The sequence below is a fragment of the Dechloromonas agitata is5 genome, from assembly GCF_000519045.1.
Classification (GTDB): Bacteria; Pseudomonadota; Gammaproteobacteria; order Burkholderiales; family Rhodocyclaceae; genus Azonexus; species Azonexus agitatus.
Window position 1 is genome coordinate 2,877,246 of record NZ_KI912532.1, and the last position, 19,020, is coordinate 2,896,265.

At 59.5% G+C, this 19,020-nt stretch carries 23 protein-coding genes, 2 tRNA genes and 1 pseudogene; 3 read left to right on the forward strand and 23 right to left on the reverse strand.

All coding sequences use genetic code 11. The features are described 5' to 3' along the window. Positions 1–12: 12 nt before the first annotated feature. The 6 genes from pheS to K420_RS0114090 form a co-directional block, all read right to left on the reverse strand. On the reverse strand, positions 13–1,059 hold the full coding sequence (pheS, locus tag K420_RS0114065) for a phenylalanine--tRNA ligase subunit alpha (protein WP_027458633.1): 1,047 nt from the start codon (positions 1,057–1,059) through the stop codon (positions 13–15). A gap of 74 nt (positions 1,060–1,133) precedes the next feature. After that, the gene (gene rplT, locus K420_RS0114070; protein ID WP_027458634.1) at positions 1,134–1,493 is read right to left on the reverse strand and encodes a 50S ribosomal protein L20; all 360 of its coding nucleotides are present in this window, start codon (positions 1,491–1,493) and stop codon (positions 1,134–1,136) included. Between the two features lie 11 nt (positions 1,494–1,504). Then, positions 1,505–1,702, reverse strand: a complete 198-nt coding sequence (gene rpmI, locus K420_RS0114075) for a 50S ribosomal protein L35 (RefSeq protein WP_027458635.1) — start codon at positions 1,700–1,702, stop codon at positions 1,505–1,507. A 139-nt stretch (positions 1,703–1,841) separates the two neighbouring features. Continuing rightward, the gene (gene infC, locus K420_RS0114080) at positions 1,842–2,363 is read right to left on the reverse strand and encodes a translation initiation factor IF-3 (RefSeq protein ID WP_084019665.1); all 522 of its coding nucleotides are present in this window, start codon (positions 2,361–2,363) and stop codon (positions 1,842–1,844) included. Between the two features lie 25 nt (positions 2,364–2,388). Then, entirely contained in the window at positions 2,389–4,305 is a 1,917-nt protein-coding gene (thrS, locus tag K420_RS0114085) for a threonine--tRNA ligase (protein WP_027458637.1), read from the reverse strand. A gap of 138 nt (positions 4,306–4,443) precedes the next feature. Continuing rightward, positions 4,444–4,520: transfer RNA gene (locus K420_RS0114090), tRNA-Val, on the reverse strand. 229 nt (positions 4,521–4,749) lie between these two features. On the opposite strand from K420_RS0114090, the gene K420_RS0114100 reads away from it, so the two are divergent. Further along, entirely contained in the window at positions 4,750–4,950 is a 201-nt protein-coding gene (locus tag K420_RS0114100; protein ID WP_027458638.1) for a SlyX family protein, read from the forward strand. Between the two features lie 489 nt (positions 4,951–5,439). After that, a pseudogene (locus K420_RS20935) lies at positions 5,440–5,880 on the forward strand (phosphoesterase); the annotation flags it as partial. Between the two features lie 55 nt (positions 5,881–5,935). Here K420_RS20935 and K420_RS20565 read toward each other — a convergent pair. Then, positions 5,936–6,014, reverse strand: a tRNA-Leu gene (locus K420_RS20565). 56 nt (positions 6,015–6,070) lie between these two features. Here K420_RS20565 and K420_RS19085 point away from each other — a divergent pair. After that, the gene (locus K420_RS19085) at positions 6,071–7,174 is read left to right on the forward strand and encodes a site-specific integrase (protein WP_198293856.1); all 1,104 of its coding nucleotides are present in this window, start codon (positions 6,071–6,073) and stop codon (positions 7,172–7,174) included. A gap of 75 nt (positions 7,175–7,249) precedes the next feature. On the opposite strand, the gene K420_RS19810 is transcribed toward K420_RS19085, so the two are convergent. The 16 genes from K420_RS19810 to K420_RS0114195 all read right to left on the reverse strand — a co-directional run bounded on the left by K420_RS19810 (position 7,250) and on the right by K420_RS0114195 (position 18,976). After that, on the reverse strand, positions 7,250–8,011 hold the full coding sequence (locus tag K420_RS19810) for a hypothetical protein (protein ID WP_051453148.1): 762 nt from the start codon (positions 8,009–8,011) through the stop codon (positions 7,250–7,252). Positions 8,012–8,024: 13 nt separating this feature from the next. After that, positions 8,025–8,285: a hypothetical protein gene (locus K420_RS0114120; RefSeq protein WP_027458639.1), complete on the reverse strand. Its 261-nt coding sequence runs from the start codon at positions 8,283–8,285 to the stop codon at positions 8,025–8,027. A gap of 22 nt (positions 8,286–8,307) precedes the next feature. Further along, positions 8,308–9,324: a type IV secretion system protein gene (locus K420_RS0114125; protein WP_027458640.1), complete on the reverse strand. Its 1,017-nt coding sequence runs from the start codon at positions 9,322–9,324 to the stop codon at positions 8,308–8,310. After that, on the reverse strand, positions 9,321–9,581 hold the full coding sequence (locus K420_RS0114130; RefSeq protein ID WP_035854844.1) for a hypothetical protein: 261 nt from the start codon (positions 9,579–9,581) through the stop codon (positions 9,321–9,323). Before K420_RS0114130 ends, K420_RS0114125 begins: the two co-directional genes overlap by 4 nt. A gap of 2 nt (positions 9,582–9,583) precedes the next feature. Beyond that, positions 9,584–9,871, reverse strand: coding sequence for a hypothetical protein (locus tag K420_RS0114135; RefSeq protein ID WP_157275103.1), 288 nt, complete (start codon positions 9,869–9,871; stop codon positions 9,584–9,586). An 82-nt stretch (positions 9,872–9,953) separates the two neighbouring features. Continuing rightward, on the reverse strand, positions 9,954–10,289 hold the full coding sequence (locus K420_RS0114140; RefSeq protein WP_027458643.1) for a hypothetical protein: 336 nt from the start codon (positions 10,287–10,289) through the stop codon (positions 9,954–9,956). Positions 10,290–10,508: 219 nt separating this feature from the next. Beyond that, positions 10,509–10,748, reverse strand: coding sequence for a hypothetical protein (locus K420_RS0114150; protein ID WP_027458645.1), 240 nt, complete (start codon positions 10,746–10,748; stop codon positions 10,509–10,511). A gap of 75 nt (positions 10,749–10,823) precedes the next feature. Beyond that, a complete protein-coding gene (locus K420_RS0114155; protein WP_027458646.1) occupies positions 10,824–11,216 on the reverse strand; it encodes a DUF6573 family protein in 393 nt (130 codons plus the stop codon). A gap of 16 nt (positions 11,217–11,232) precedes the next feature. Further along, entirely contained in the window at positions 11,233–11,556 is a 324-nt protein-coding gene (locus K420_RS0114160) for a hypothetical protein (RefSeq protein WP_027458647.1), read from the reverse strand. Between the two features lie 726 nt (positions 11,557–12,282). Beyond that, positions 12,283–12,687, reverse strand: coding sequence for a hypothetical protein (locus K420_RS0114165; protein ID WP_027458648.1), 405 nt, complete (start codon positions 12,685–12,687; stop codon positions 12,283–12,285). Next, a complete protein-coding gene (locus K420_RS0114170; RefSeq protein ID WP_157275104.1) occupies positions 12,680–12,970 on the reverse strand; it encodes a hypothetical protein in 291 nt (96 codons plus the stop codon). Before K420_RS0114170 ends, K420_RS0114165 begins: the two co-directional genes overlap by 8 nt. Positions 12,971–13,021: 51 nt before the next feature. Then, positions 13,022–13,519 (reverse strand): hypothetical protein, encoded by a 498-nt coding sequence (locus K420_RS0114175; RefSeq protein ID WP_027458650.1) that lies wholly within the window; start codon positions 13,517–13,519, stop codon positions 13,022–13,024. A gap of 90 nt (positions 13,520–13,609) precedes the next feature. After that, a complete protein-coding gene (locus K420_RS0114180; RefSeq protein ID WP_027458651.1) occupies positions 13,610–13,885 on the reverse strand; it encodes a hypothetical protein in 276 nt (91 codons plus the stop codon). Positions 13,886–13,947: 62 nt separating this feature from the next. Next, entirely contained in the window at positions 13,948–16,662 is a 2,715-nt protein-coding gene (gene mobF, locus K420_RS19095) for a MobF family relaxase (protein ID WP_035854847.1), read from the reverse strand. Positions 16,663–16,766: 104 nt separating this feature from the next. After that, on the reverse strand, positions 16,767–18,509 hold the full coding sequence (locus tag K420_RS19815) for a type IV secretion system DNA-binding domain-containing protein (RefSeq protein WP_051453149.1): 1,743 nt from the start codon (positions 18,507–18,509) through the stop codon (positions 16,767–16,769). Beyond that, on the reverse strand, positions 18,506–18,976 hold the full coding sequence (locus K420_RS0114195) for a hypothetical protein (protein ID WP_157275105.1): 471 nt from the start codon (positions 18,974–18,976) through the stop codon (positions 18,506–18,508). Before K420_RS0114195 ends, K420_RS19815 begins: the two co-directional genes overlap by 4 nt. Positions 18,977–19,020: the final 44 nt, after the last annotated feature.

The window sequence follows — 19,020 nt, forward strand, 5'->3', positions numbered from 1 at the left end:
TCGATAATGGAATCAGGCGAACTGACGCAGGAAACGCAGGTCACCTTCGAAGAACAGGCGCAGGTCGTTAACACCGTAGCGCAGCATGGTCAGGCGGTCCGGGCCGAAGCCGAAGGCGAAGCCGGTGTACTTTTCCGGATCGATCCCAGCGATCTTCAGCACATTCGGATGCACCATGCCGCAGCCGGCGATTTCCAGCCAGCGTCCCTTGAGCGCGCCGCTCATGAAAGCGACGTCGATTTCGGCCGAAGGCTCGGTAAACGGGAAAAAGGACGGCCGGAAACGGACGGTCAGATCATCGGTTTCGAAGAAGCTCTTCAAAAAGTCGGCAATGACACCCTTCAGGTCGGCGAAGGATACGTTCTCGCCGACCCACAGCCCCTCGACCTGATGAAACATCGGCGAATGGGTTGCATCCGAGTCGACACGATAGACGCGCCCCGGCGCAATGATGCGTATCTCGGGCATGCGCTCCAGGTGAGCGAACTTGGCCACATGGGCCTGCATGTAGCGGGCCTGGATCGGGCTGGTATGCGTACGCAACAGCACCTTGTCTGCCAAGGTGCCATCCGGGTTTTGCAGATAGAAGGTATCGTGCATGGAGCGCGCCGGATGATCTTCGGGCGTATTGAGGGCGGTGAAATTGAAGAAATCCTCCTCGATTTCTGGCCCATCGGCGACTTCGAAACCTATCGAACCGAACAGGGATTCGATACGTTCCAGCGTGCGCGTCACCGGATGCAAGCCGCCACGTACCTCGGCGCGTCCGGGCAGCGTCACATCCAGCGCCTCTTCGGCCAGGCGCGCTTCCAGCGCAGCCTTGCGGATCGCCTCGCGACGCTCGTTCAGCGCCGTTTCGACAGCCGTCTTGGCGACGTTGATCGCGGCACCGGCAGTTTTCTTTTCCTCAGGCGGGAGCTTGCCCAGGCCCTTCAGAAGTTCGGTAATCTGGCCGCTCTTGCCGAGGAAACGGGCTTTCACCTGTTCCAGTGCGTCCGGGTCGGAAATGGCAGCAAAAGCCGCCTTGGCTTCGCTAACGATCTGATCGAGATTGTCCATGGACTAATACCAACGAAACTGCCGAATAAACAAAAAAGGAGGCTTGCGCCTCCTTTTTCTTCAAGAGCTTAAGCTCAGGCGCCGAGCTTGGCCTTGGCTTGTGCAGCCAGAGCGGCAAATGCCGGCTGGTCGAAGACGGCCAGATCGGCCAGAACCTTGCGGTCGACTTCGATATTGGCCTTCTTCAGGCCGTTCATGAAGGTGCTGTACTTCATGCCCAGCTCACGAGCTGCAGCATTGATACGGGCGATCCACAGGGAACGGAACTGACGCTTGCGCTGACGACGGTCACGATACTGGTACTGACCAGCCTTCATCACCGCCTGCTTGGCGATACGATATACGTTCTTGCGACGACCGCGGTAACCCTTGGCCTGGTCCAGAACCTTCTTGTGACGGGCGCGAGCCGTTACACCACGTTTAACTCGGGACATGTGCTATCTCCTTACGCGTAGGGCATCATGGCGCGGACGGATGCGACGTCGCGCTCGTGAACAGCAGTAGCACCGCGCAGGTGACGCTTCACTTTGGTGGTCTTCTTGGTCAGGATGTGACGCTTGAAGGCTTGGCCGCGCTTGATGGAACCACCAGCGCGAACCGAGAAGCGCTTCTTGGCGCTGCTCTTGGTCTTCATTTTGGGCATTTAATGCTCCTTAATGACATGCCGTCAGGTGGTCCCCGGCGGGAACGCTTCCAAACCCGAAAGCACTTCTTTTTTAGTTGCCGGTCACCAGTTTCTAGCTGTTAGCTAACAACTAGCGGCTAATAACCAACGACCAATACTACTTCTTCTTTGCCGGCCCGATGATCATGATCATCTGACGGCCTTCCATCTTCGGCATTTGCTCGACGGCGCCAACGGCCTCGAGGTCAGCCTTGATTCGTTCCAACTGACGCATACCAAATTCCTGATGCGCCATTTCACGTCCCCGGAAGCGCAGGGTCACCTTGACCTTGTCGCCTTCTTCCAGGAAGCGTGTCATGTTCCGAAGCTTGATCTGATAGTCGTTCTCGTCGGTACCCGGACGCAGCTTGACTTCCTTGACCTGCACCTGCTTCTGCTTCAGCTTCGCTTCGTGAGCGCGCTTCTGCTCCTGGTACTTGAACTTGCCGTAATCCATGATGCGGCAGACAGGCGGCTTTGCCGTCGGCGCGATTTCAACCAGGTCAACCCCGGCTTCCTCGGCCATCTGCAACGCAGTACGGATATTCACAATCCCTAGCTGCTCACCTTCAACACCCTGGAGACGAATCTCCGGCACCGTGATCTCATCGTTTAAACGATGGGCCTTGTTCTGAGCGATGGTAAAACCCCCGAAATATCAATAATTAAGCCGTGCCACTCCGCGCCGCGACTTCCCCTTGGAGTCGCTCGATCAGCGCCTCGACCGTCATTTGACCGAGATCCTGACCACCGCGTGTACGCACGGCCACTAGTCCGTCCGCCTTTTCTTTGTCGCCCACAACGAGCTGATAAGGCAGCCGGTTCAAGCTATGTTCTCGAATTTTATAGGTAATTTTCTCGTTACGCAAATCAGCCTCGGCCCTGAAGCCTGCCGCATGCAGCTTTTGTGCAACATCGGCAGCGTAATCGGCCTGCTTTTCGGAGATATTCAGCACCACTGCCTGCACCGGCGCCAGCCACAAAGGCAGGGCTCCGGCGAAATTCTCGATCAGGATGCCGATGAAACGCTCCAGCGAACCAAGGATCGCCCGGTGCAACATGACCGGCACCTTGCGCTCATCGTTGCCGGCGACATACTCCGCACCAAGACGCCCCGGCATCGAAAAATCCACCTGCATGGTGCCACATTGCCAGGAACGACCGATCGCGTCCTTAATGTGAAATTCGATCTTCGGGCCATAGAAGGCACCCTCACCCGGCAACTCCGTCCACTCCAGTCCGGAAGCGCGCAAACCCTGGCGCAATGCATCCTCGGCCTTATCCCAAACCTCGTCGGAACCAACCCGGCTATCCGGACGCAAGGCCAGCTTGACGGCGACGTCATGGAAGCCGAAATCGGCATAGACCTTCTTGACCAGAGCATTGAAGGCGGTGACTTCGGATTCGATCTGATCCTCGGTGCAGAAGATGTGCCCATCATCCTGAACGAATCCGCGCACGCGCATCAGGCCATGCAACGCGCCAGTCGGCTCGTTGCGGTGGCAGGAGCCGAATTCGCCGTAGCGCAGCGGCAGTTCGCGGTAGGAACGCAGGTCGGAATTGAAGACCTGAACGTGACCCGGGCAGTTCATCGGCTTCACCGCGTAATCGCGATTTTCCGATGCTGTGGTGAACATGTTGTCCTTGTAGTGCTCCCAGTGGCCGGACTTTTCCCACAGCGACTTATCGAGAATCTGCGGACAGCGGACTTCCTGGTAGCCGTTATTGCGATAGACGGCGCGCATGTATTGCTCGATTTCCTGCCAGATCGCCCAACCCTTGGGATGCCAGAAGACCAGACCCGGCGCCTCGTCCTGCATGTGGAACAGGTCAAACTGCTTACCCAGACGTCGATGGTCGCGCTTTTCAGCCTCTTCCAGCATGTGCAGGTAGGCATCGAGATCTTCCTTCTTGGCCCAGGCGGTGCCGTAGATACGCTGCAGTTGCTCGTTGCGATGATCGCCACGCCAATAGGCTCCAGCCACCTTCATCAGCTTGAAGACCTTCAACTTGGCCGTGGTCGGCACGTGCGGGCCGCGACACAGATCAATGAAATCGCCTTCTCGATAGAGCGAAACCTGCTCGCCCGACGGAATGGCGCCGATCAGTTCGGCCTTGTACTTTTCCCCCTGAGCCAGGAAGAACTTCACCGCGTCGTCGCGATCCCAGACCTCGCGACTGACCGGAATATCCTTTTTGGCGAGTTCCGCCATACGCTTCTCGATCGCCTCCAGATCCTCGGGCGTAAATGGGCGCTTGTAGGCGAAGTCGTAGTAGAAACCGTTTTCGATGACCGGACCGATCGTAACCTGCGCGTCGGGGAACAACTCCTTGACGGCATAGGCCAGCAAATGGGCAGTCGAGTGGCGAATGATTTCGAGGCCATCGGCATCCCTGTCAGTGATGATCGCAAGGTCTGCATTCATCTCGATCAGATGCGAGGTATCCACCAGCTTGCCGTCGACCTTGCCAGCCAGTGCAGCGCGAGCCAGGCCGGCGCCAATACTGGCAGCGACTTCAGCGACGGTGACTGCTTGCTCGTAAGAGCGGACGGAACCATCGGGCAGTTTGATATCGGGCATGGCGGAATCTCTGGAAAAATCTGGACGAAAAAAAAGTGCGGTCCGAGCCGCACTTTTTTGTTAACGAAGCTGACTCGATTACAGTTTCTGAACTTCGGTGCAAGTTCGGAACAGCATGATCAGCCTCATCAGGAATTTTGGTAGGCGGTATTGGAATCGAACCAACGACCTCCACGATGTCAACGTGGCGCTCTAACCAACTGAGCTAACCGCCTGAAGAAGGCCGCATTATAGACCATTATTCGCCCGTGTCAACAGCCTTTCGCAATTTCTTTCGTTACACTGTCGGGCTCGCCAACTGGACTAACATCGAATGAATACAGCCTGGATCATTCTCGGACTCTGCTTCCTGATCCTGCTCGGCGCTGCCCTGCCACTGCTGCATCGCGGACCACAACTTCCGGACAAAAACGACAAACCACAGGATCACTGAACATAAAGCCCATGGAATCACGCCTCACCGAAATCGAGATCAAACTCAGCTACACCGAGGACCTGGTCGACGAACTGAACCGCACCGTCTTTCGCCAGCAACAGCAGATCGATCTACTGATCGGCGAACTCCGGGCGCTGCGCGAACAGGTCATGAATGCCCAACCGGCGGAACAACGCAGCCTGCGGGATGAAATTCCGCCGCATTACTGATTGCCAGGCACGATGAATCACCCCGTCACGATCTATTACCACGCCGACTGCCTGGATGGTTTCGCTGCCGCCTATGCTGCCTGGCGTCGCTTCGGCGAGGCGGCTCACTATCGCCCGATGCACCATGGCGACAGTTGGCTGGCCGACGACGTTGCCGGTCGGCAGGTCTTCATTCTCGATTTCTCGTTTCCGCCCGCCATACTGGAAGCGATGGCGGCGCAGGCTACCCGCGTCGTGCAACTCGATCATCACGTGTCGGCACGTCGGGACTGGCTTGCCGTCCTGAACACCAACGAGGGGGCCACCTGCTACAACGCTCCTGACCGGCCACTGACGGTCGTCTTCGACCTGGAGAAATCCGGCACCCGACTGGCTTGGGAGCATTTCCAGCCTGATGAGCCCCTGCCGCGCTTGCTCGCCTGCATCGAGGACCTAGATCTGTGGCGATTCACGCTGGACGAGACACGGCCACTGTGTCGTGCACTGCGCATGGAGCCCTTCTCTTTCGCCACCTGGGATGCCCTCGTTCGCACCTGCGAAGATGCTGATTCGCCAGCCTATCGCCAATTGCTGGTCGGTGGCGAAGCCATCGAACGGCAACTCCAGGCTGAAGTCAGGCGCCTGGCGGAGGGCGGACTCCCCTGCCCGGCCCGCCTGCGCGGCGAACCGATCGATGCCTTGCAGGCGGTACGCCATGGCCTGCCGGTGATTACCGACGGCGAACAATCGTGGCAGGCCGTGACAGGTCTGGCAGCCAACGCCAACGTGGTTTTTGCATCGGAGCTGGGCAATCTGCTGGCCGAGCGGAGCGGCAGCTTCGGTCTGACCTGGCAACTGACCGCCGACGGCCTGGCCAAGGTCTCCTTGCGTTCCCAAGGGGATTTCGACGTTTCGGTCATCGCCGCCCGCTATGGCGGAGGCGGCCATCGCAATGCAGCCGGTTTCCGACTGCCGGCCCACCAGTTCCTGGCCGAAGTGCTCGCTATGGTGCCCAGGAAGGGACTCGAACCCCCACGTATTTCTACGCCAGAACCTAAAGCTGGTGCGTAAACATAGATTTCACTTATTAAACAAGTCACTGTAAAATTTTACCCGTCCTGTTTGGGAAAGATTGGGAAAAATGAAGCGTGTCGACAAGGGAATCTACGAGCGGGGGCCTGACTCGTACCAGGTCAAACTGACCATCAATGGCTGTTCTGTATCGGGCACTTTCTCGACCCTGGCCGAGGCCCGAGCCTACCGCGATTCAAAGCGCGCAGCCGTCGCGCTGGATCCAGATGCAAAACGTGTCTTGGCGTCGCGCGTAAAGAAAGCCGATGTCAAAGCCCTGACCCTCGCCAAGGCTTTGGAGCGCTACGAAAAGGAGATTACCCCGCGCAAGAAAGGAGCTGAGGTTGAAAAGGGATTTATCCGGAAGATCAACCGCCACAAAATTGCCAAGCAATCGATTTATCAGATCACCGGCGAAGACGTGAACAGCTTTCTCAACAGCCTTCAACGTGATGGCACAGGCCCCCAGGCCGGCAAGGCATTGACTGGCGAAACCAAACGCAAATATGCAAGCCTGATCTCCTCACTCTATGAGGTCGCCCGCCGGCAGTGGAGGATTGCGGTGCCGAACCCAGTACGTGACATTTTTCTCCCTCCCCCCTGCAAGAGTCGAAAGCGCCGCCTAGAAGATGGAGAGGAAACCCGCCTCATCGACGCGCTGAAGGCCAGTCGTAACCCAGCTATGCGCCCCTTGGTACAGCTGGCGATAGAGACAGCCATGCGCCAAGGCGAACTGCTCAAGATGCGCTGGGAAGATATCGAGCTGGCCAACGACCACGGGACAATCAGCCTGTACGACACAAAGAATGGTAAAGATAGGGTTGTCCCCCTGTCCGCCAAGGCTGTTGCGCTGATTCGTGAGCTCCAGCGCCCCTCTGATGGCGGTCGCGTCTTCCCGTTCACGAAAGATGCAATTCGAACAGCATGGGATTTTGCTTGCAAACGCGCCGAAATAGCTGGACTTCGATTTCATGATTTGCGACATGAGGCGGTCTCGCGACTATTTGAGCTAGGCTTGGATCAAATAGAAGTGGCGAGCATCTCGGGCCACATCTCACAGCAGTCACTAAAGGAGTACACCCACATTGGAGCTCCGAAGCTGGCCCAGAAAATCAATCGGCGGCAAGCGGAAGAAGCTGAAGCAGCTTCGGTGGAATACCCGCCTAAAAACTAATCACCCCCGACCACACCCAAGCAGTTCGGGGGTTCAGGCGGCCCCCAGGGGCCGCTTATCCACAGTTTCTGTGGATTACTTCGGGGCGTTTGCCTCCAGCGCCTTGAACGCTTTGCGGGCGTTGGCCGTGCTTTCGGTTTGGGCCTTGCGCCACTCACCGTATGCATCTACCCGCGATTTTTCGCGGCCGGCCTGCTCGATATCCTGGTGCGTTGCCCGCTGGGCCAGCGTCGCGTTGTGCTCCAGGAGCTGATTGGTCGTGGCCAGAAGGACGTTCATCTGCGAGTTCATCAGCTGCATGGATTCGTGCGTTCCCTCGGTCGAGGTAATCTTGCCCTGGAGGTTTCGCACCTCCTCGTAACGCTTGCCGACCTGTTGCAGCACGTCGGCCTGGTAATCCGACAAATAGCCGTTCCCCTCCTGGCGAGCCTTGTTGATCTCCGCCTCCCGCTCCATCCATTCCGCCTGCGAGAGGCCGGATGCCGCCATGCGCCGGTACAGATCCTCGGCAACACGCTTGGCGTTGCCCAGATCGCCGTACAGCCCTTTGACGGACCCCACGTAGGCACGCTGGGTATTCAGCGCGCTACGCACCGTTCCCAGCAGTCCTGACACGTCTCCCTGACCAATAGACTGTAGTTGCCGATAGTCGTACTCCAGTTGTTGCGCCTGGTTCATCAGCTGCTCGATCTGATTCGCCTCCTGGCTCGTCTCGGAAATCACAGTCATGATGCTTTGCAGGAGATTGGCGATATCAATGGTTGCCCACTGCGCGTGCGCCGATGGGCTCACGCTGGTAGCCAACACGGTGGCGGCGATAGCAAAGAATTTACGCATTTGTTCCTCCTGGTCAGACGAAAAGCAGTTGGTGAATCGGCTGAAACACGCCGACGTAGAAAAGGGACAGCAAACCGGCGACGGTTACGGCTGGCCGGTCCTGGAGCTGGCAGGCCAGCGCCCACCAGAGCGCTCCGCCCCAGCTGCATTCCGCGCTGGGCGGCGCGATACCGCGCTCCTCGTGATCGAGTGACAGGGTGCGCCGGTACTTCAGCGCAGCGCGCAGCTCGGCGGATTCCTGCGCGTTCGGTTTGATGCGATCGGGAATATTCATGGTGAACTCCTGTGGGTCTGGGTTATTTCTTGGATGGGCCGTTGCCATTGCCGCCGCCCGGCTTCGGGCCAGGGCTCGGCAGTCTGGGCATGGCGATGGACGGCAGGCCAGAGACCAGGCCGGAGGCGATGCTGAAGGTCTGGAGCATCAGGAAGCACATGAGCAAGGTCAGGAGCAGCGCGGCGAGGTAAGCTGAGAAATCGAATGCCGCCGTGCTATTCGCCGTATTGGCGAGCTTCTTCACGCCATCGAGCAGCGCCCAGGTCATCGAGAGGTTGAGCGCGGCCACCAGGCGCACGAGACCGGCCACGATCATGAAACGAAGCCAGCTGTTGAACAGGAAGCTCGTTGCATCCCATAGCAGCCACGGCACGAGGATCGGTGCGCAGACCAGACCGATTTGAACCAGCACGAGGGAAGAGGCGATCACGAAGCCATAAACGGCCAGCGTGAGGACGATCAGGGCCACGGTCAGGGCTTTCACGATGCCCTCGCCCAGGTTCCCTGCCAGGAAAGCGAGCGGCCCCTCGTTCAGCGTGATATCCAGCCAGTCCCGCTTGTCCTGGTTGTTGGCATCGTCGATCGGCTTCCAGAGGCTCAAGGCCGTATCGAGGCCGGCGCCGATGGTTGCTGCGAGCTGCTGCGCCGGCTTGTCCAACTGGATCGGTGCGCCGGTGGCCGCTGCCTTGGCTGCCTTGGCCGCCATGTAGTCGAATCCGCCGACCAGCTTCTGCTGGGTGTCGGCCTGCAAAAAAAACCAGCTAATACCCGCCATCAGGATGATGCGGACCATTTTTGCCATGGCTTCCGGCAAACCGCCGTCGCTGACCAGGGACATGATGCCCGTCCAGCTAATCAGGATGGTCAGCAGCCCGCCCATCAGCCACTGGCCCTCTGCCGTAAAGATATTTTTCGATGCCAAGCCATTTGCACTGTCGAAGAAGCTGTTGATCGCCTGGGCGAAGGCTTGATCGGCCCCAGCCGCCAGGGCGGGCGCGGCAAACAGCAGCGCGACCAGGAACAGAATGGGCCGTTTCATTGGGCCACCTCCATGCGCCGGAAAGCTGGCGGCGATGCTTCGCCGGCCGGCACCGATGCGCGGCGGGCCAGCTGGCGCGGCAACTCAACGAGGAAGGCCCAGGCCAGGTATTCCGCGAGGGCATACAAGGAAACGGCCCCCACCAGGGAGACGCCATAGGCCGCGACCGGGCCAAGCGCCGGGGCGATACCATGCCGGTGCGCCACGGAATACGCGAGCAAGCTCGCCAGGGTATAGATAGGCAAGGTCCAGAGCATGATCACTCCCCCGCCAGATCGTCATAGGCGGGCAGATCCTCGACCTGACTAGCCGCCTTCGCCTTGCCGGGGCGTTTGCCGCCATCAGTGGCGCCGCGTGCGGCGATGTTGCGCAGCCACTCAAGCTGCTTCGTGCTGAGGTAAATCCCCTCCCCGAAACGCTTGAGACGGTCTCGGGTCGATTTCAGAAACGAACGTTCCGCCTCAGACTGGACTTGTTCCGCCGGGCACTTCAAGGCCTGGCGGACGGTGTTGAGATCATCGGCTGACAATTGAGCGTGGTCGCCCATGGTGATGCTCCTTTCGACTTTCGCGGTTGCGGTGGCCAACCTGACCACCTACCTCCTATGGCGCCAGCGCGAACCGAAACGCTCAGTACAGGGGCCGGCCGAACAAAACCGGGGCGTTGCTCGGCTTGTCCTCGGATTTCTGCTCGCTCTGCTGCTTGCCGCCTTGGCGGGCCGGGGCATCCACCTTTTTCACGATGGCCGGTTTCGCTTGCTGGCGCTCGGCCTTGGCGGTCTCGTTGATGGCCAGCATGTAGTACGGGACCGGGACGAACAGCAGCAGCCAGGCGCGGCGGAACAGCCAGCCGATGGCGCCGCCGATAAGGTTGCCGGCCTGCCAGCCCAGCGAACCGCCCAGCCCGTACGCGAAAGACTGCTTGACGCTCTTCCAGAAGCCCTGGTTTTTTTCGTTTTCGTTCATGATTTCATTCCCCTTGTGCGAGTAAGACTTTGAGACGGTTGCGAGCGCTTTTACGGCGCTCAGGAGACGACGACAGGGCGTCGCTCAAAAGATCGGAGACTTTCGCCAAGGCACCCGCAAAGGCCAGCTCCCCGGCGTATGGCTTGCCCACCAGGTGGGCTGCCTGGACACGGCAAGCCTCGGCAAATGAGGCGTCAAAGAGTCGGTCAGCGCTGACCTTCATACTTTCCCCCTGATTGCCTTGAGGACGAGGACAGGCTCCCAGACGGGCTCGCCGGCACACCAGGCGTCCCATGCGGGCGTTCCCATCTGGGGGCTGGTGGTTGGCCGATGGGTAGTCCGCCAGCGCGTAGCCATGCCGGCCGGTGCGCGCATCGCCTTGGTATCGCAGCAGGCGAACAGTCCCTCGGCGCCTCGCTGGTGTTCTGTCGCCTTCGGATTGCCGATAAACAGGGTCATGGTTGAAATCTCCTATCCAATAAAACGCTTCAAAAACTGCTAAATCCATATGTCGCCAGAGCGAACCGACCCCGCTCAATCCTCGCCAGGCAGCATGATCGTGATCACCGGCTCGCCCTGGTCGCCGGGTCCGACGACGAGCTTGAATTCGTAGTTGCGGCGGCGACCGGCGCCCGCGACGATCACGGGGAAAACCACGGTGGATTCGTCCAGCTTGCGGCCGGCTGCGCGGCTCATCCACAGCATGTCGTGGAGGATTCCGGCGTAGCTGTTGCAGTAATTCCGGTTATCCACGGCCTTCTGCATCACCTCGAACACCGCAGCGGTAGCGGCGATCGGAAACTTGTAGTGCTGACGGCACACCGGCGCGGTGTCGCTCTCCGGATAGCTCAGGTCGACCAATACGCCGTCCTCGATCGCCTGGGCGCGGCTGTAGGCGTAGATCACATCGCCGAAAATTGCATTCATGGTTTGCTCCTGGGGGTTAGATGAGGGGAAGAAGGGCCGGCAGTGCGGCAAAGGCTTTGCAGTTGGCAGCCAGGTCGTTGAGATCCCGGTAGTAGCGCCCGCCTCCGATGTGCATCGACCCGAGGGCGATACGGTGCGTTGAAACCCACCATTGATCGCTGTCGTGCTGCTTGCACGCGCAGTAATGAACGCCCCGGCGGGTGGTGCTGTAGTAGGAAACGCCATCGAGCGTTTCGCAGGTAATCGGCTGGCTGTTCAGGGTTTGGGGCTTGCTGATCTGGATTGCTGCATCCCGTACCTGGCTTTTGCTTGTGGTGGCTGGTTGTTGATGTGCGTGCATGGTTATTTCTCCTTTTCCTAGATCCGTCTTGCTTGCAGTGCCCGTGCCGTCGAGGAACACGCCAGGAAAAGCGACTGGAAAGGGAGAAACCACAGGCCGCATGCGGACCGCAGCGCAGCGAGGACCGAACGGGCGCGGATTTCAGGGCGCAGCCCGGCCCTTGCAGGGAGCGCTGGCGTGTTACACGTCGGCGTTTTAGGGCGCTGCATGCGTTTAAGACGGTTCTAGGAAAAGGAAGCGCACCGCAGATCAACGGCTTCCAGCCACCAAAGGCCGATTTATCGGCCGACTGACTGCCGCGCAGCGGCCGGGGCTTTAGCCCCTACAGCGCCGGGACGGCGCAAGCGAAAGGGGGCAGAAGGGTCTTCTTCCCGCTGGCGGGAAGATAGCCGAGCCTGACTCGGCTACCCTGGCAGTACCCGCTCGGCCCTCGGCCGATTCGCCGAACATAGTGCCGATATATGTCCTAACCTTCGGACATGTTTGACGACGAAAACGACAAGCCCCGCCACGGCAAAACAACATAGTGCCGATATATGCCCGAACCTTCGGACATGTTTGACGACGAAAACGACAAGCCCCGCCACGGCAAAACAACATGGTGCCGATATATGTCCGAACCTTAGGACATGTTTGACGACACCAACCAGGCATCCGACAACGCCAGCAAACCAGGGCCGATATATCGGACATATATCGGCCCTGTTTGACGACAAGCGCCGGGCGCTACCAACGGCGAGGCAGAGCCGGAAAAGACAACCACAGTTCCAGCGTATGCGGCGCATCTGGCGTGACGGCCCAGAAGTAAATGCCACAATGCCGGGAGTACCAGATGGGTGAATCCTCGATCGTGCCGATAGTTATCCAGCGACGATCGAGCAGGCGCAGCTGCTCGGCCGGCACATTGGACGACGACACATGGCGCAAAACGAGATCCGCACGGGTCAAGGCGAGCACCGCATCGGATGACAGATCGTTAGTCACCCAACGATCTTCCATCAAGGCATCGTGATGGCGGAAGGACAGCCAAGCATCCTCGTCCATCTGCTGAAGATGATCGAGCACCTGGCCCCGAAAGGCGATGATCTGCTCAGGGGAAAATATATCAACGAACAACACGCCATCAGACATGCTGCACCTCCGGGGACACCGATTCAAAAACAGGGGCGGAAGAAGCCGCAACCGCCTCCAGCCCAGCGGCCACAGGCGCTGCGGACGCTGCCAGCTCGGCCTCGGCCTGCTTGACCAGGCGCGACAGCGCCTTGGTCAAGGCCGGTTCGATATCGAGCACTAGGCCAAGAGGTTGCGAAGCCGCCCGCACGGCCGTCAGGCGGGCGGCGAGATCGGCCGGGACACGGAACGACACGGAAGAAGCGGCAGACGCCGGCTTCAGAATGGATTTTGACTTGCTCATTAACAGATCCTTTCGGAGGTGGCTACACCTCCCTATGTCCAGAAAACGAACTCAAAAGCCGAGGCCGTAGTCGATTGCTTTTGGCGCTATCTCTCGGCCTTTTGCAAACACATCAGCAACCTGCTCAATGCGCTCCATCGTCACCGGTTCGAGCTTTTGAGTCAGGCCAGCATCGCCGCCAGGCATCTCGAGTGCCGGCTGCTCGAGCGCCTGTTCCTTGTCGACCGGCTTCCCGATAGATCGGCCCTCACGGCTATGACACTGCTCCTTCCAGCCGAGCCGCCAAGCCTCGAGGAGGATGGGAGCACTCTTGAACAACAGGGGCGGATCATCCAAGCGCCGCCCATCTTTGTATTCAATAGAACCAAGACGTTCAGCCTCGGCCAGACCAATATCAGCACCTTCGTCGCCATAAATCTGTGCCGCAACGATAGCTTTGCCATATTTCAAACGACTATCTAGGCCACGCATAACTTCCGGCTGTAGCTGCTGTTTCTCCTGTTCGGCGGCATCCCGCCCGGCCGCAAATCCTTTCTGATCAGATTTCATTGGGAACCCCCTGGGCAAGATCCGCGGGAACGCGGAACGAGACGGCAGAGCCGGCGCTAGCCGCCGGCTTCAGGATGGATTTTGGCTTGCTCATTGAATGCTCCTAAAAGGCAGGGTGGTAAATCGAACGGCTTCGCCGGTCTGAAAGAAAATAAGGACCGCCTGACCCGGCCGGGGCGGAGGCCGGTCAGCGGCCAGGCGCACTGTTTTGGTATCGCCATCGTCGAGCTGGTAGGTCAGCAGCAGAAAGCCGTCAGGCTTCAAATGACAGGACACCGTGCGGGCGGCGAGCATGTTGCAATGCGGCGCAATCGCCATGCCGTACGGCTTGGGCAGAGGCGGCGGCGGAAGGGGATTCGGCTTCATAACGATCCTTGAAAGAGTGGGCCATACCTCTTATGGCGCCAGCGCGAACCCAAAACGCCAACTCACAGGCCAAACTCCATAAATTCCCGAGCCAGACGGCTGACATGGCGCGACCTGTCAGCGAGGTCACGCATCTTGTCCACCAGCTCGTGGGCCTGTTCGCTGGTCTCCATCGCCTTCTCAGAAAAGCTGTTGCCCAGGTCGCCGCCGTCGTTCGACTGCTCCAGCGCCTGGTGTTTGTCGTTCTGCTTCTCCACCGCCTTGCCGAGCTTGCCGCGGTCGTCGGTATAGACCTTCAGCTCCTGTTTCACGCGGGTCACGTCGGTATAGAACTCGCGTTGGCTTGCCGTACGGCAGGCCGAACTACGCTCCAGGAGCACGCGCTTCGCGCCGAGACCCTGGGCGCTGTGGCCGGTCGCGGCATAGCCATAGTCGAGGGAGAGCGGCTTGCCGTTCTCCAGATTGATCGCAACCTTCTTGCCGCTGCCGCCATCCAGTTGCACCTGCATCTGCTTGTCCGAGATGGCGAGCACCGTGGCGCGCTGGCCGTTCCGCAGGCGCTCCCCGGTGGCCGCAATATCGCCCGTGACGCGAATCCGGTCGCCAGCTGACAACTCGCGCCGGTCGGTTCTGCCGACCGTCCAGCCCTTGCCGGAGAGGTTGGCCGGGGTGAACGTCACTGTCGAGCCATCCGGCCGGGCGAGTTCGATTTCGTTCGTACGAATTGCCTTGACCTTGAGAATCTCGCCGGACTTCACCCCCAGGCTGCGGTAATCCTTATCGAAACGCACAGCATCCCCTTCGGCGTAGAACTGTGCCCGGCGCTGTTGATTTGCCGTCAGGTCGCCACGCTCGAAGGTCTCCACCGTCTTCCCCTGCCCCGCCAGGCTCAGGCCTTCCCGCACGGCGGCATTGATCTGGCGGCGTGCCTCGTTGGTGCCGGTGAGCACCAAGGTTTCCCGGCGCTCCTCCGCCGGAAGGGCGCAGAAATCGGCGGCAATCAATGCCAGCCGCTGCGCCTCGTCCTTGATTTCCACCACACCGCCCGCCTTCGCCAGCGCCTCCAGGGCGGCGGCGCCCTTGCCCTCTGCCGCCAACTGGGCGACTTCGCGGGTAATGTCGGTCTGCTGGCGCAGCATGGTGTCGACGATGCTCGTCTGCATCCCGGCTTGCTGCAATTGCTGGAAGCCTCGGCCTGCTTCCACGCTCTGGTACTGATCGCTGTCGCCGACCACGAGGACGCGTGCCCCCGCCTTTTCCGCACGAATCACTGCGTCCGCCAGTTGCCGCGTGCTGGCCAGCGACGACTCGTCGATGACCAGGATCGTCCTATCGTCCAGTTTGGAACCTGAGACCTCCCAGCTCTGGAGGGTCTTGCCCTCGATGCCGGCCTCGGCCAGCGCCTTGACGGCGCCGTGCGACGGCGCTACCCCGGCCAGGGTGTAGCCGCAGGCCTCGGCCTGCTGGCGGAACTCGTTGAGGAGGGTTGTCTTCCCGACCCCGGCCAGACCTTGGATGCCGGTGATGCGGTTCGTGGTGGTCAGCGCCGCCTCAACGGCTGCCCGTTGGCGTTCATTCAACTTGGGGTCAAGGAACAGCGTGCCCGATGCAATCGCCCGAACGGCGCGGCGGCCCAGCAGCTCGACCTCCAGCATCCGCTGCTCACGGGCGATCGAGGCGCGATCCGTAATCCGGCCGTCCGATTTCTGTACCAGGTCGCCCCAGGCCAGGGCCTTGTTGAATGCCGCCTCGACCTCGGCCAGCGTTGCCCGGCCATAGGCGACGGACATAGCTGCCGCCATGAAATCCTTCTTCTCAAAGGCTGCCTCGCGTTCGGAGAGGTGGCCGGTGGCAAATTCAATCGCCTCCTGCGCCGCTTCCTTCGGGTCACGTGCCAGGCCAGGCAATTGGCCGGCCGGCAGCGAAACGGCCAGGCCCAGTTCGGCGGCGCGTTCGCGCCAGGCTGAGACCAGCAGATCCCGGTCGTAGTGAACCTTCCGGTCGCGGGTGTCGAGCGCGGTCTTGTCGCGCAGCTCGGCACTCGCCTCCTCCCGGCTCAGGCCCCGCGCTGCCAGGGCGGAGTCGATGGCTGCCGTGCGCGTCGAAAACGTTTTGATCTGTTGGTCGCTGATCGTGGCCAGCTCGAAGCCGTTCTTGGTGTGGCGCAGCTGGTAGCCCAGCTCAGCGAGGCGCACCGCCAGCTCCGATTTGTAGTGCACGTCGAGCTCGCGCTGCATTTTGAAGAGCTCACGGTTTTCCATGGCTCGCCAACGGCCGTCCGGCGTTTGGGTCGCGTTGATCAGCACGCAATGGGTATGCAGATTCGGGTCGGCGGCGCGGCTGGTGTCGTGCAGCACCGTACGGGCGATCAGGTTGCCGGTGTCGACGGTGATGGTTTTACCGTCCGGGCCCACCATGCGGGCCTGAATTCGTTTTTCTGCGGCGTCCAGGGCAGCCCGGACGGCCGCGTTATGCGCTTCGGTGACGCGAGCATCGCCATAGACCAGGGCGGCAATTGAGACAGATTTCGGCGCACTGATCGTCAGATCCGTTCCCGCCCGGCGTTTCCCGCCCTGCCCGCCCGGTATTTCCTCGCCGTTCGGCAGCTTGCCGCGCAGCAGATCGCCAAACAGGCGATCGGCGTTGTCCTCGGAGAGGCCCAGCTCCGCCGCCCCTTTGCCGTACCAGGAGGCTGGTGGGTTGTCCTGGGTGTAGTAGTCGTCCCGGGCGTAGTAGGACTCCGCCTGTCGTGCGGCGACATTCGTGCAACGGATCATTTGCAGTGCTCCCTTTTTACGTTGGTAACACTGCTATATGCCCAGTCGACGAACCAATTGCGGCGCGCGTGTAGTTAGCGAAAAGCCGGCAAGCCGGCTCTGAGTCAACTCCGCTTTTCAGTCGATGGAATCGGAACTTTGATTTTCACGATCGGCAGATCGCCGGCAAGCTTCAGATAGCCGACGCGATCAGCCAAGGTCATCATTTCAGAAGGCAAAACGATGCGCTCCAAGGCATGCCGCTCTGCTTCCGATTTTGATGGATCGCCCCCCAAGCCGAGCAAGCCTTGCCGACTCCGACTCTGCTCCTGCCGCAGGAATTCCTGTTCGCCCAATGCCTTCGAACAATACTCAGCTGTCTCCGGATCGCCCGCACGAAGGTAAATTTGGTTCGAGAGACAGGACAAAAGAACCTGTGCGGCATCGCGCTCGTACGTGTCCCACAACTGCGCAACGGTTTGCACACCAAGTAGGCAGCGGCCGTTGTATCGCCGCAACTTGGTTAGCGCAGGCCTGGCGGCAGAGGCCTCACCCATCGAATCAAATTCATCCGCGATGGTCCATGTCGGCGGCGGTATGTTTTGGTCATCACTGATCGTTTCTTTAACGGACAAGGTGAACCAACTTGTAAGTAAATCCTTCATTACCGTCGCGTTTCCGTCGCTGTATTTAGCAAACAGCCACGTACCGGGCGGGGCGTTCCGAATCCAGTCTCTGATCGAAAAATCCCCACCATCCTCAATAAAACTCCAAGCTACCAGATACGTAGTCAGCACCGCGCGGACGCTCTGTAGCAGCCGCTCCGCACCATCCTGAGTATAAACATCTGCCGGCGAGCCAAGGACAACTGCATTCATTTCCTCACGCTTTGAGGAACAGATGAGATATAGGAGCCTAGAAACCGACCAGTTTCCCTCAGCATGCATCTTTTCCATGACGACGGCGAGCAGCATACGGGCCATATCATGAAAGCCGGCAGCTTCCCCTGTGCCATCCGGAATGGCCGCCCGTGCCAGTTCCAGAAAATCGAAACGGTTGCGGATCTCTGCAAACGGATTCCACTTCACGCTTTGCTCATCCCCTGGCGCCAGAAGGACATCACCTTTGCGCGCAAAGCGGCGCCAGCATGCTCCCCCAATATCGATTACGAACCCTCGATCTCCCCGGTTCCTCGCATCCAAGATAGCGGAGTAAATAATCATCGACTTGCCTGCGCCTGTCGTGCCAAACACAACAGTGTGCCGCCCTTCCATTTCGATTGGTATCTCAACGCCGCCGATTCGTATTCCAGTCGGTTTTTTAAGCTGCCCCGCACTCAAAAACTCGGCAAGCATAAACGCGGCAAGCCCAAAAAACCCCAATAAAGTCGCAGCAGGTAGGCTCTTAAAGAACATTGCACCTAGGCCTACACCAAGCGCGACATATACGGCTGCAAAGGCCATTTGACGACGATGCTGCCGCCAAAAAAGTAATCGCTTGAGAGCCTCCACAGAGGCAAGCTCAGCCCCCCGCAGGCGCCCCTCTTTTCCCCTCCCCAGAAGTCCGGGCAGAAGTGACAAACCAGCGGTGATGGTGATCGCTATGCCGAGCGAAACGAGAAGACGACGAAACACTATCTCTTCGATTTTCGGCTCGCGAGCTTGGATCGCGTCGATCACGAGTTGGTGATTTTTCCCATCGCTTAAATCAATCGATGCGGCAAAGACTGCCTGCACATACAGAGCACGCAACCGCGTCTCTGGCCACCGCTGCACTTGCCAATCAGGCGACCAAACAAGGTTATACGCAAGAATCATGAAGCTGCCCAACGCGACCGAGATTAGAAGCAGTTTTTTCAGGCTGTTCATTTTTCACCCCGCAGCAATTCGGCAAGTTGAGCGTCTGCTTTTTCGCGCGCTGCACGGATGTGGAAGCCGGCTGGCTTTGACGGCGTTCCTGGCATTTCGGCATTCAATATTTGGGCACTAAGCGCAGCAGAAAACAGGGCTTCGCCGAACAACAATCGCGCCGGTTTTTCAGGAATAAACACGCCTTCTGGCAGCGCGCCAGCAGTGGGTTTTTCTGCGCCCAGATGCTTTTCTATGAGGCCCAACTTTGCAACGATCGTTTTCAGTTCCTCTGCTCCCCCCGTCCAGGTTTTCAGGTCACCTTTGATCGCGGAGAGCAGCTGCTCGATGGTGATTTTCTCGGCCCCGCGCTGCGCCATTTCGGCAAAATTTGCTGCTAGAGAGCGCCCATTTTCGGCGCTCAACTGGCGGAGTTGACGCTCAAAACTTGGCGAAATCGGGACGCTCAAACGATTTGTTTTGCTCATGTTTTTCTCCTGGTTGGGCATCGAAACTTGACGCCTTACCGACC

What these genes read in the sequence shown, in the direction of transcription:
- K420_RS19815 (WP_051453149.1), bottom strand. Translation starts at nt 18,509, where the DNA reads ATGAACAGCCTGAAAAAACTGCTTCTAATCTCGGTCGCGTTGGGCAGC.
- K420_RS0114175 (WP_027458650.1), bottom strand. Translation starts at nt 13,519, where the DNA reads ATGAAATCTGATCAGAAAGGATTTGCGGCCGGGCGGGATGCCGCCGAA.
- K420_RS0114120 (WP_027458639.1), bottom strand. Translation starts at nt 8,285, where the DNA reads ATGAATATTCCCGATCGCATCAAACCGAACGCGCAGGAATCCGCCGAG.
- pheS (WP_027458633.1), bottom strand. Translation starts at nt 1,059, where the DNA reads ATGGACAATCTCGATCAGATCGTTAGCGAAGCCAAGGCGGCTTTTGCT.
- rplT (WP_027458634.1), bottom strand. Translation starts at nt 1,493, where the DNA reads ATGTCCCGAGTTAAACGTGGTGTAACGGCTCGCGCCCGTCACAAGAAG.
- K420_RS19085 (WP_198293856.1), top strand. Translation starts at nt 6,071, where the DNA reads ATGAAGCGTGTCGACAAGGGAATCTACGAGCGGGGGCCTGACTCGTAC.
- K420_RS0114155 (WP_027458646.1), bottom strand. Translation starts at nt 11,216, where the DNA reads ATGAATGCAATTTTCGGCGATGTGATCTACGCCTACAGCCGCGCCCAG.
- K420_RS0114130 (WP_035854844.1), bottom strand. Translation starts at nt 9,581, where the DNA reads ATGCTCTGGACCTTGCCTATCTATACCCTGGCGAGCTTGCTCGCGTAT.
- K420_RS0114165 (WP_027458648.1), bottom strand. Translation starts at nt 12,687, where the DNA reads ATGTCTGATGGCGTGTTGTTCGTTGATATATTTTCCCCTGAGCAGATC.
- K420_RS0114100 (WP_027458638.1), top strand. Translation starts at nt 4,750, where the DNA reads ATGGAATCACGCCTCACCGAAATCGAGATCAAACTCAGCTACACCGAG.
- thrS (WP_027458637.1), bottom strand. Translation starts at nt 4,305, where the DNA reads ATGCCCGATATCAAACTGCCCGATGGTTCCGTCCGCTCTTACGAGCAA.
- K420_RS0114125 (WP_027458640.1), bottom strand. Translation starts at nt 9,324, where the DNA reads ATGAAACGGCCCATTCTGTTCCTGGTCGCGCTGCTGTTTGCCGCGCCC.
- K420_RS0114170 (WP_157275104.1), bottom strand. Translation starts at nt 12,970, where the DNA reads ATGAGCAAGTCAAAATCCATTCTGAAGCCGGCGTCTGCCGCTTCTTCC.
- rpmI (WP_027458635.1), bottom strand. Translation starts at nt 1,702, where the DNA reads ATGCCCAAAATGAAGACCAAGAGCAGCGCCAAGAAGCGCTTCTCGGTT.
- K420_RS19810 (WP_051453148.1), bottom strand. Translation starts at nt 8,011, where the DNA reads ATGCGTAAATTCTTTGCTATCGCCGCCACCGTGTTGGCTACCAGCGTG.
- mobF (WP_035854847.1), bottom strand. Translation starts at nt 16,662, where the DNA reads ATGATCCGTTGCACGAATGTCGCCGCACGACAGGCGGAGTCCTACTAC.
- K420_RS0114140 (WP_027458643.1), bottom strand. Translation starts at nt 10,289, where the DNA reads ATGAACGAAAACGAAAAAAACCAGGGCTTCTGGAAGAGCGTCAAGCAG.
- K420_RS0114195 (WP_157275105.1), bottom strand. Translation starts at nt 18,976, where the DNA reads ATGAGCAAAACAAATCGTTTGAGCGTCCCGATTTCGCCAAGTTTTGAG.
- K420_RS0114135 (WP_157275103.1), bottom strand. Translation starts at nt 9,871, where the DNA reads ATGGGCGACCACGCTCAATTGTCAGCCGATGATCTCAACACCGTCCGC.
- K420_RS0114160 (WP_027458647.1), bottom strand. Translation starts at nt 11,556, where the DNA reads ATGCACGCACATCAACAACCAGCCACCACAAGCAAAAGCCAGGTACGG.
- K420_RS0114150 (WP_027458645.1), bottom strand. Translation starts at nt 10,748, where the DNA reads ATGACCCTGTTTATCGGCAATCCGAAGGCGACAGAACACCAGCGAGGC.
- K420_RS0114180 (WP_027458651.1), bottom strand. Translation starts at nt 13,885, where the DNA reads ATGAAGCCGAATCCCCTTCCGCCGCCGCCTCTGCCCAAGCCGTACGGC.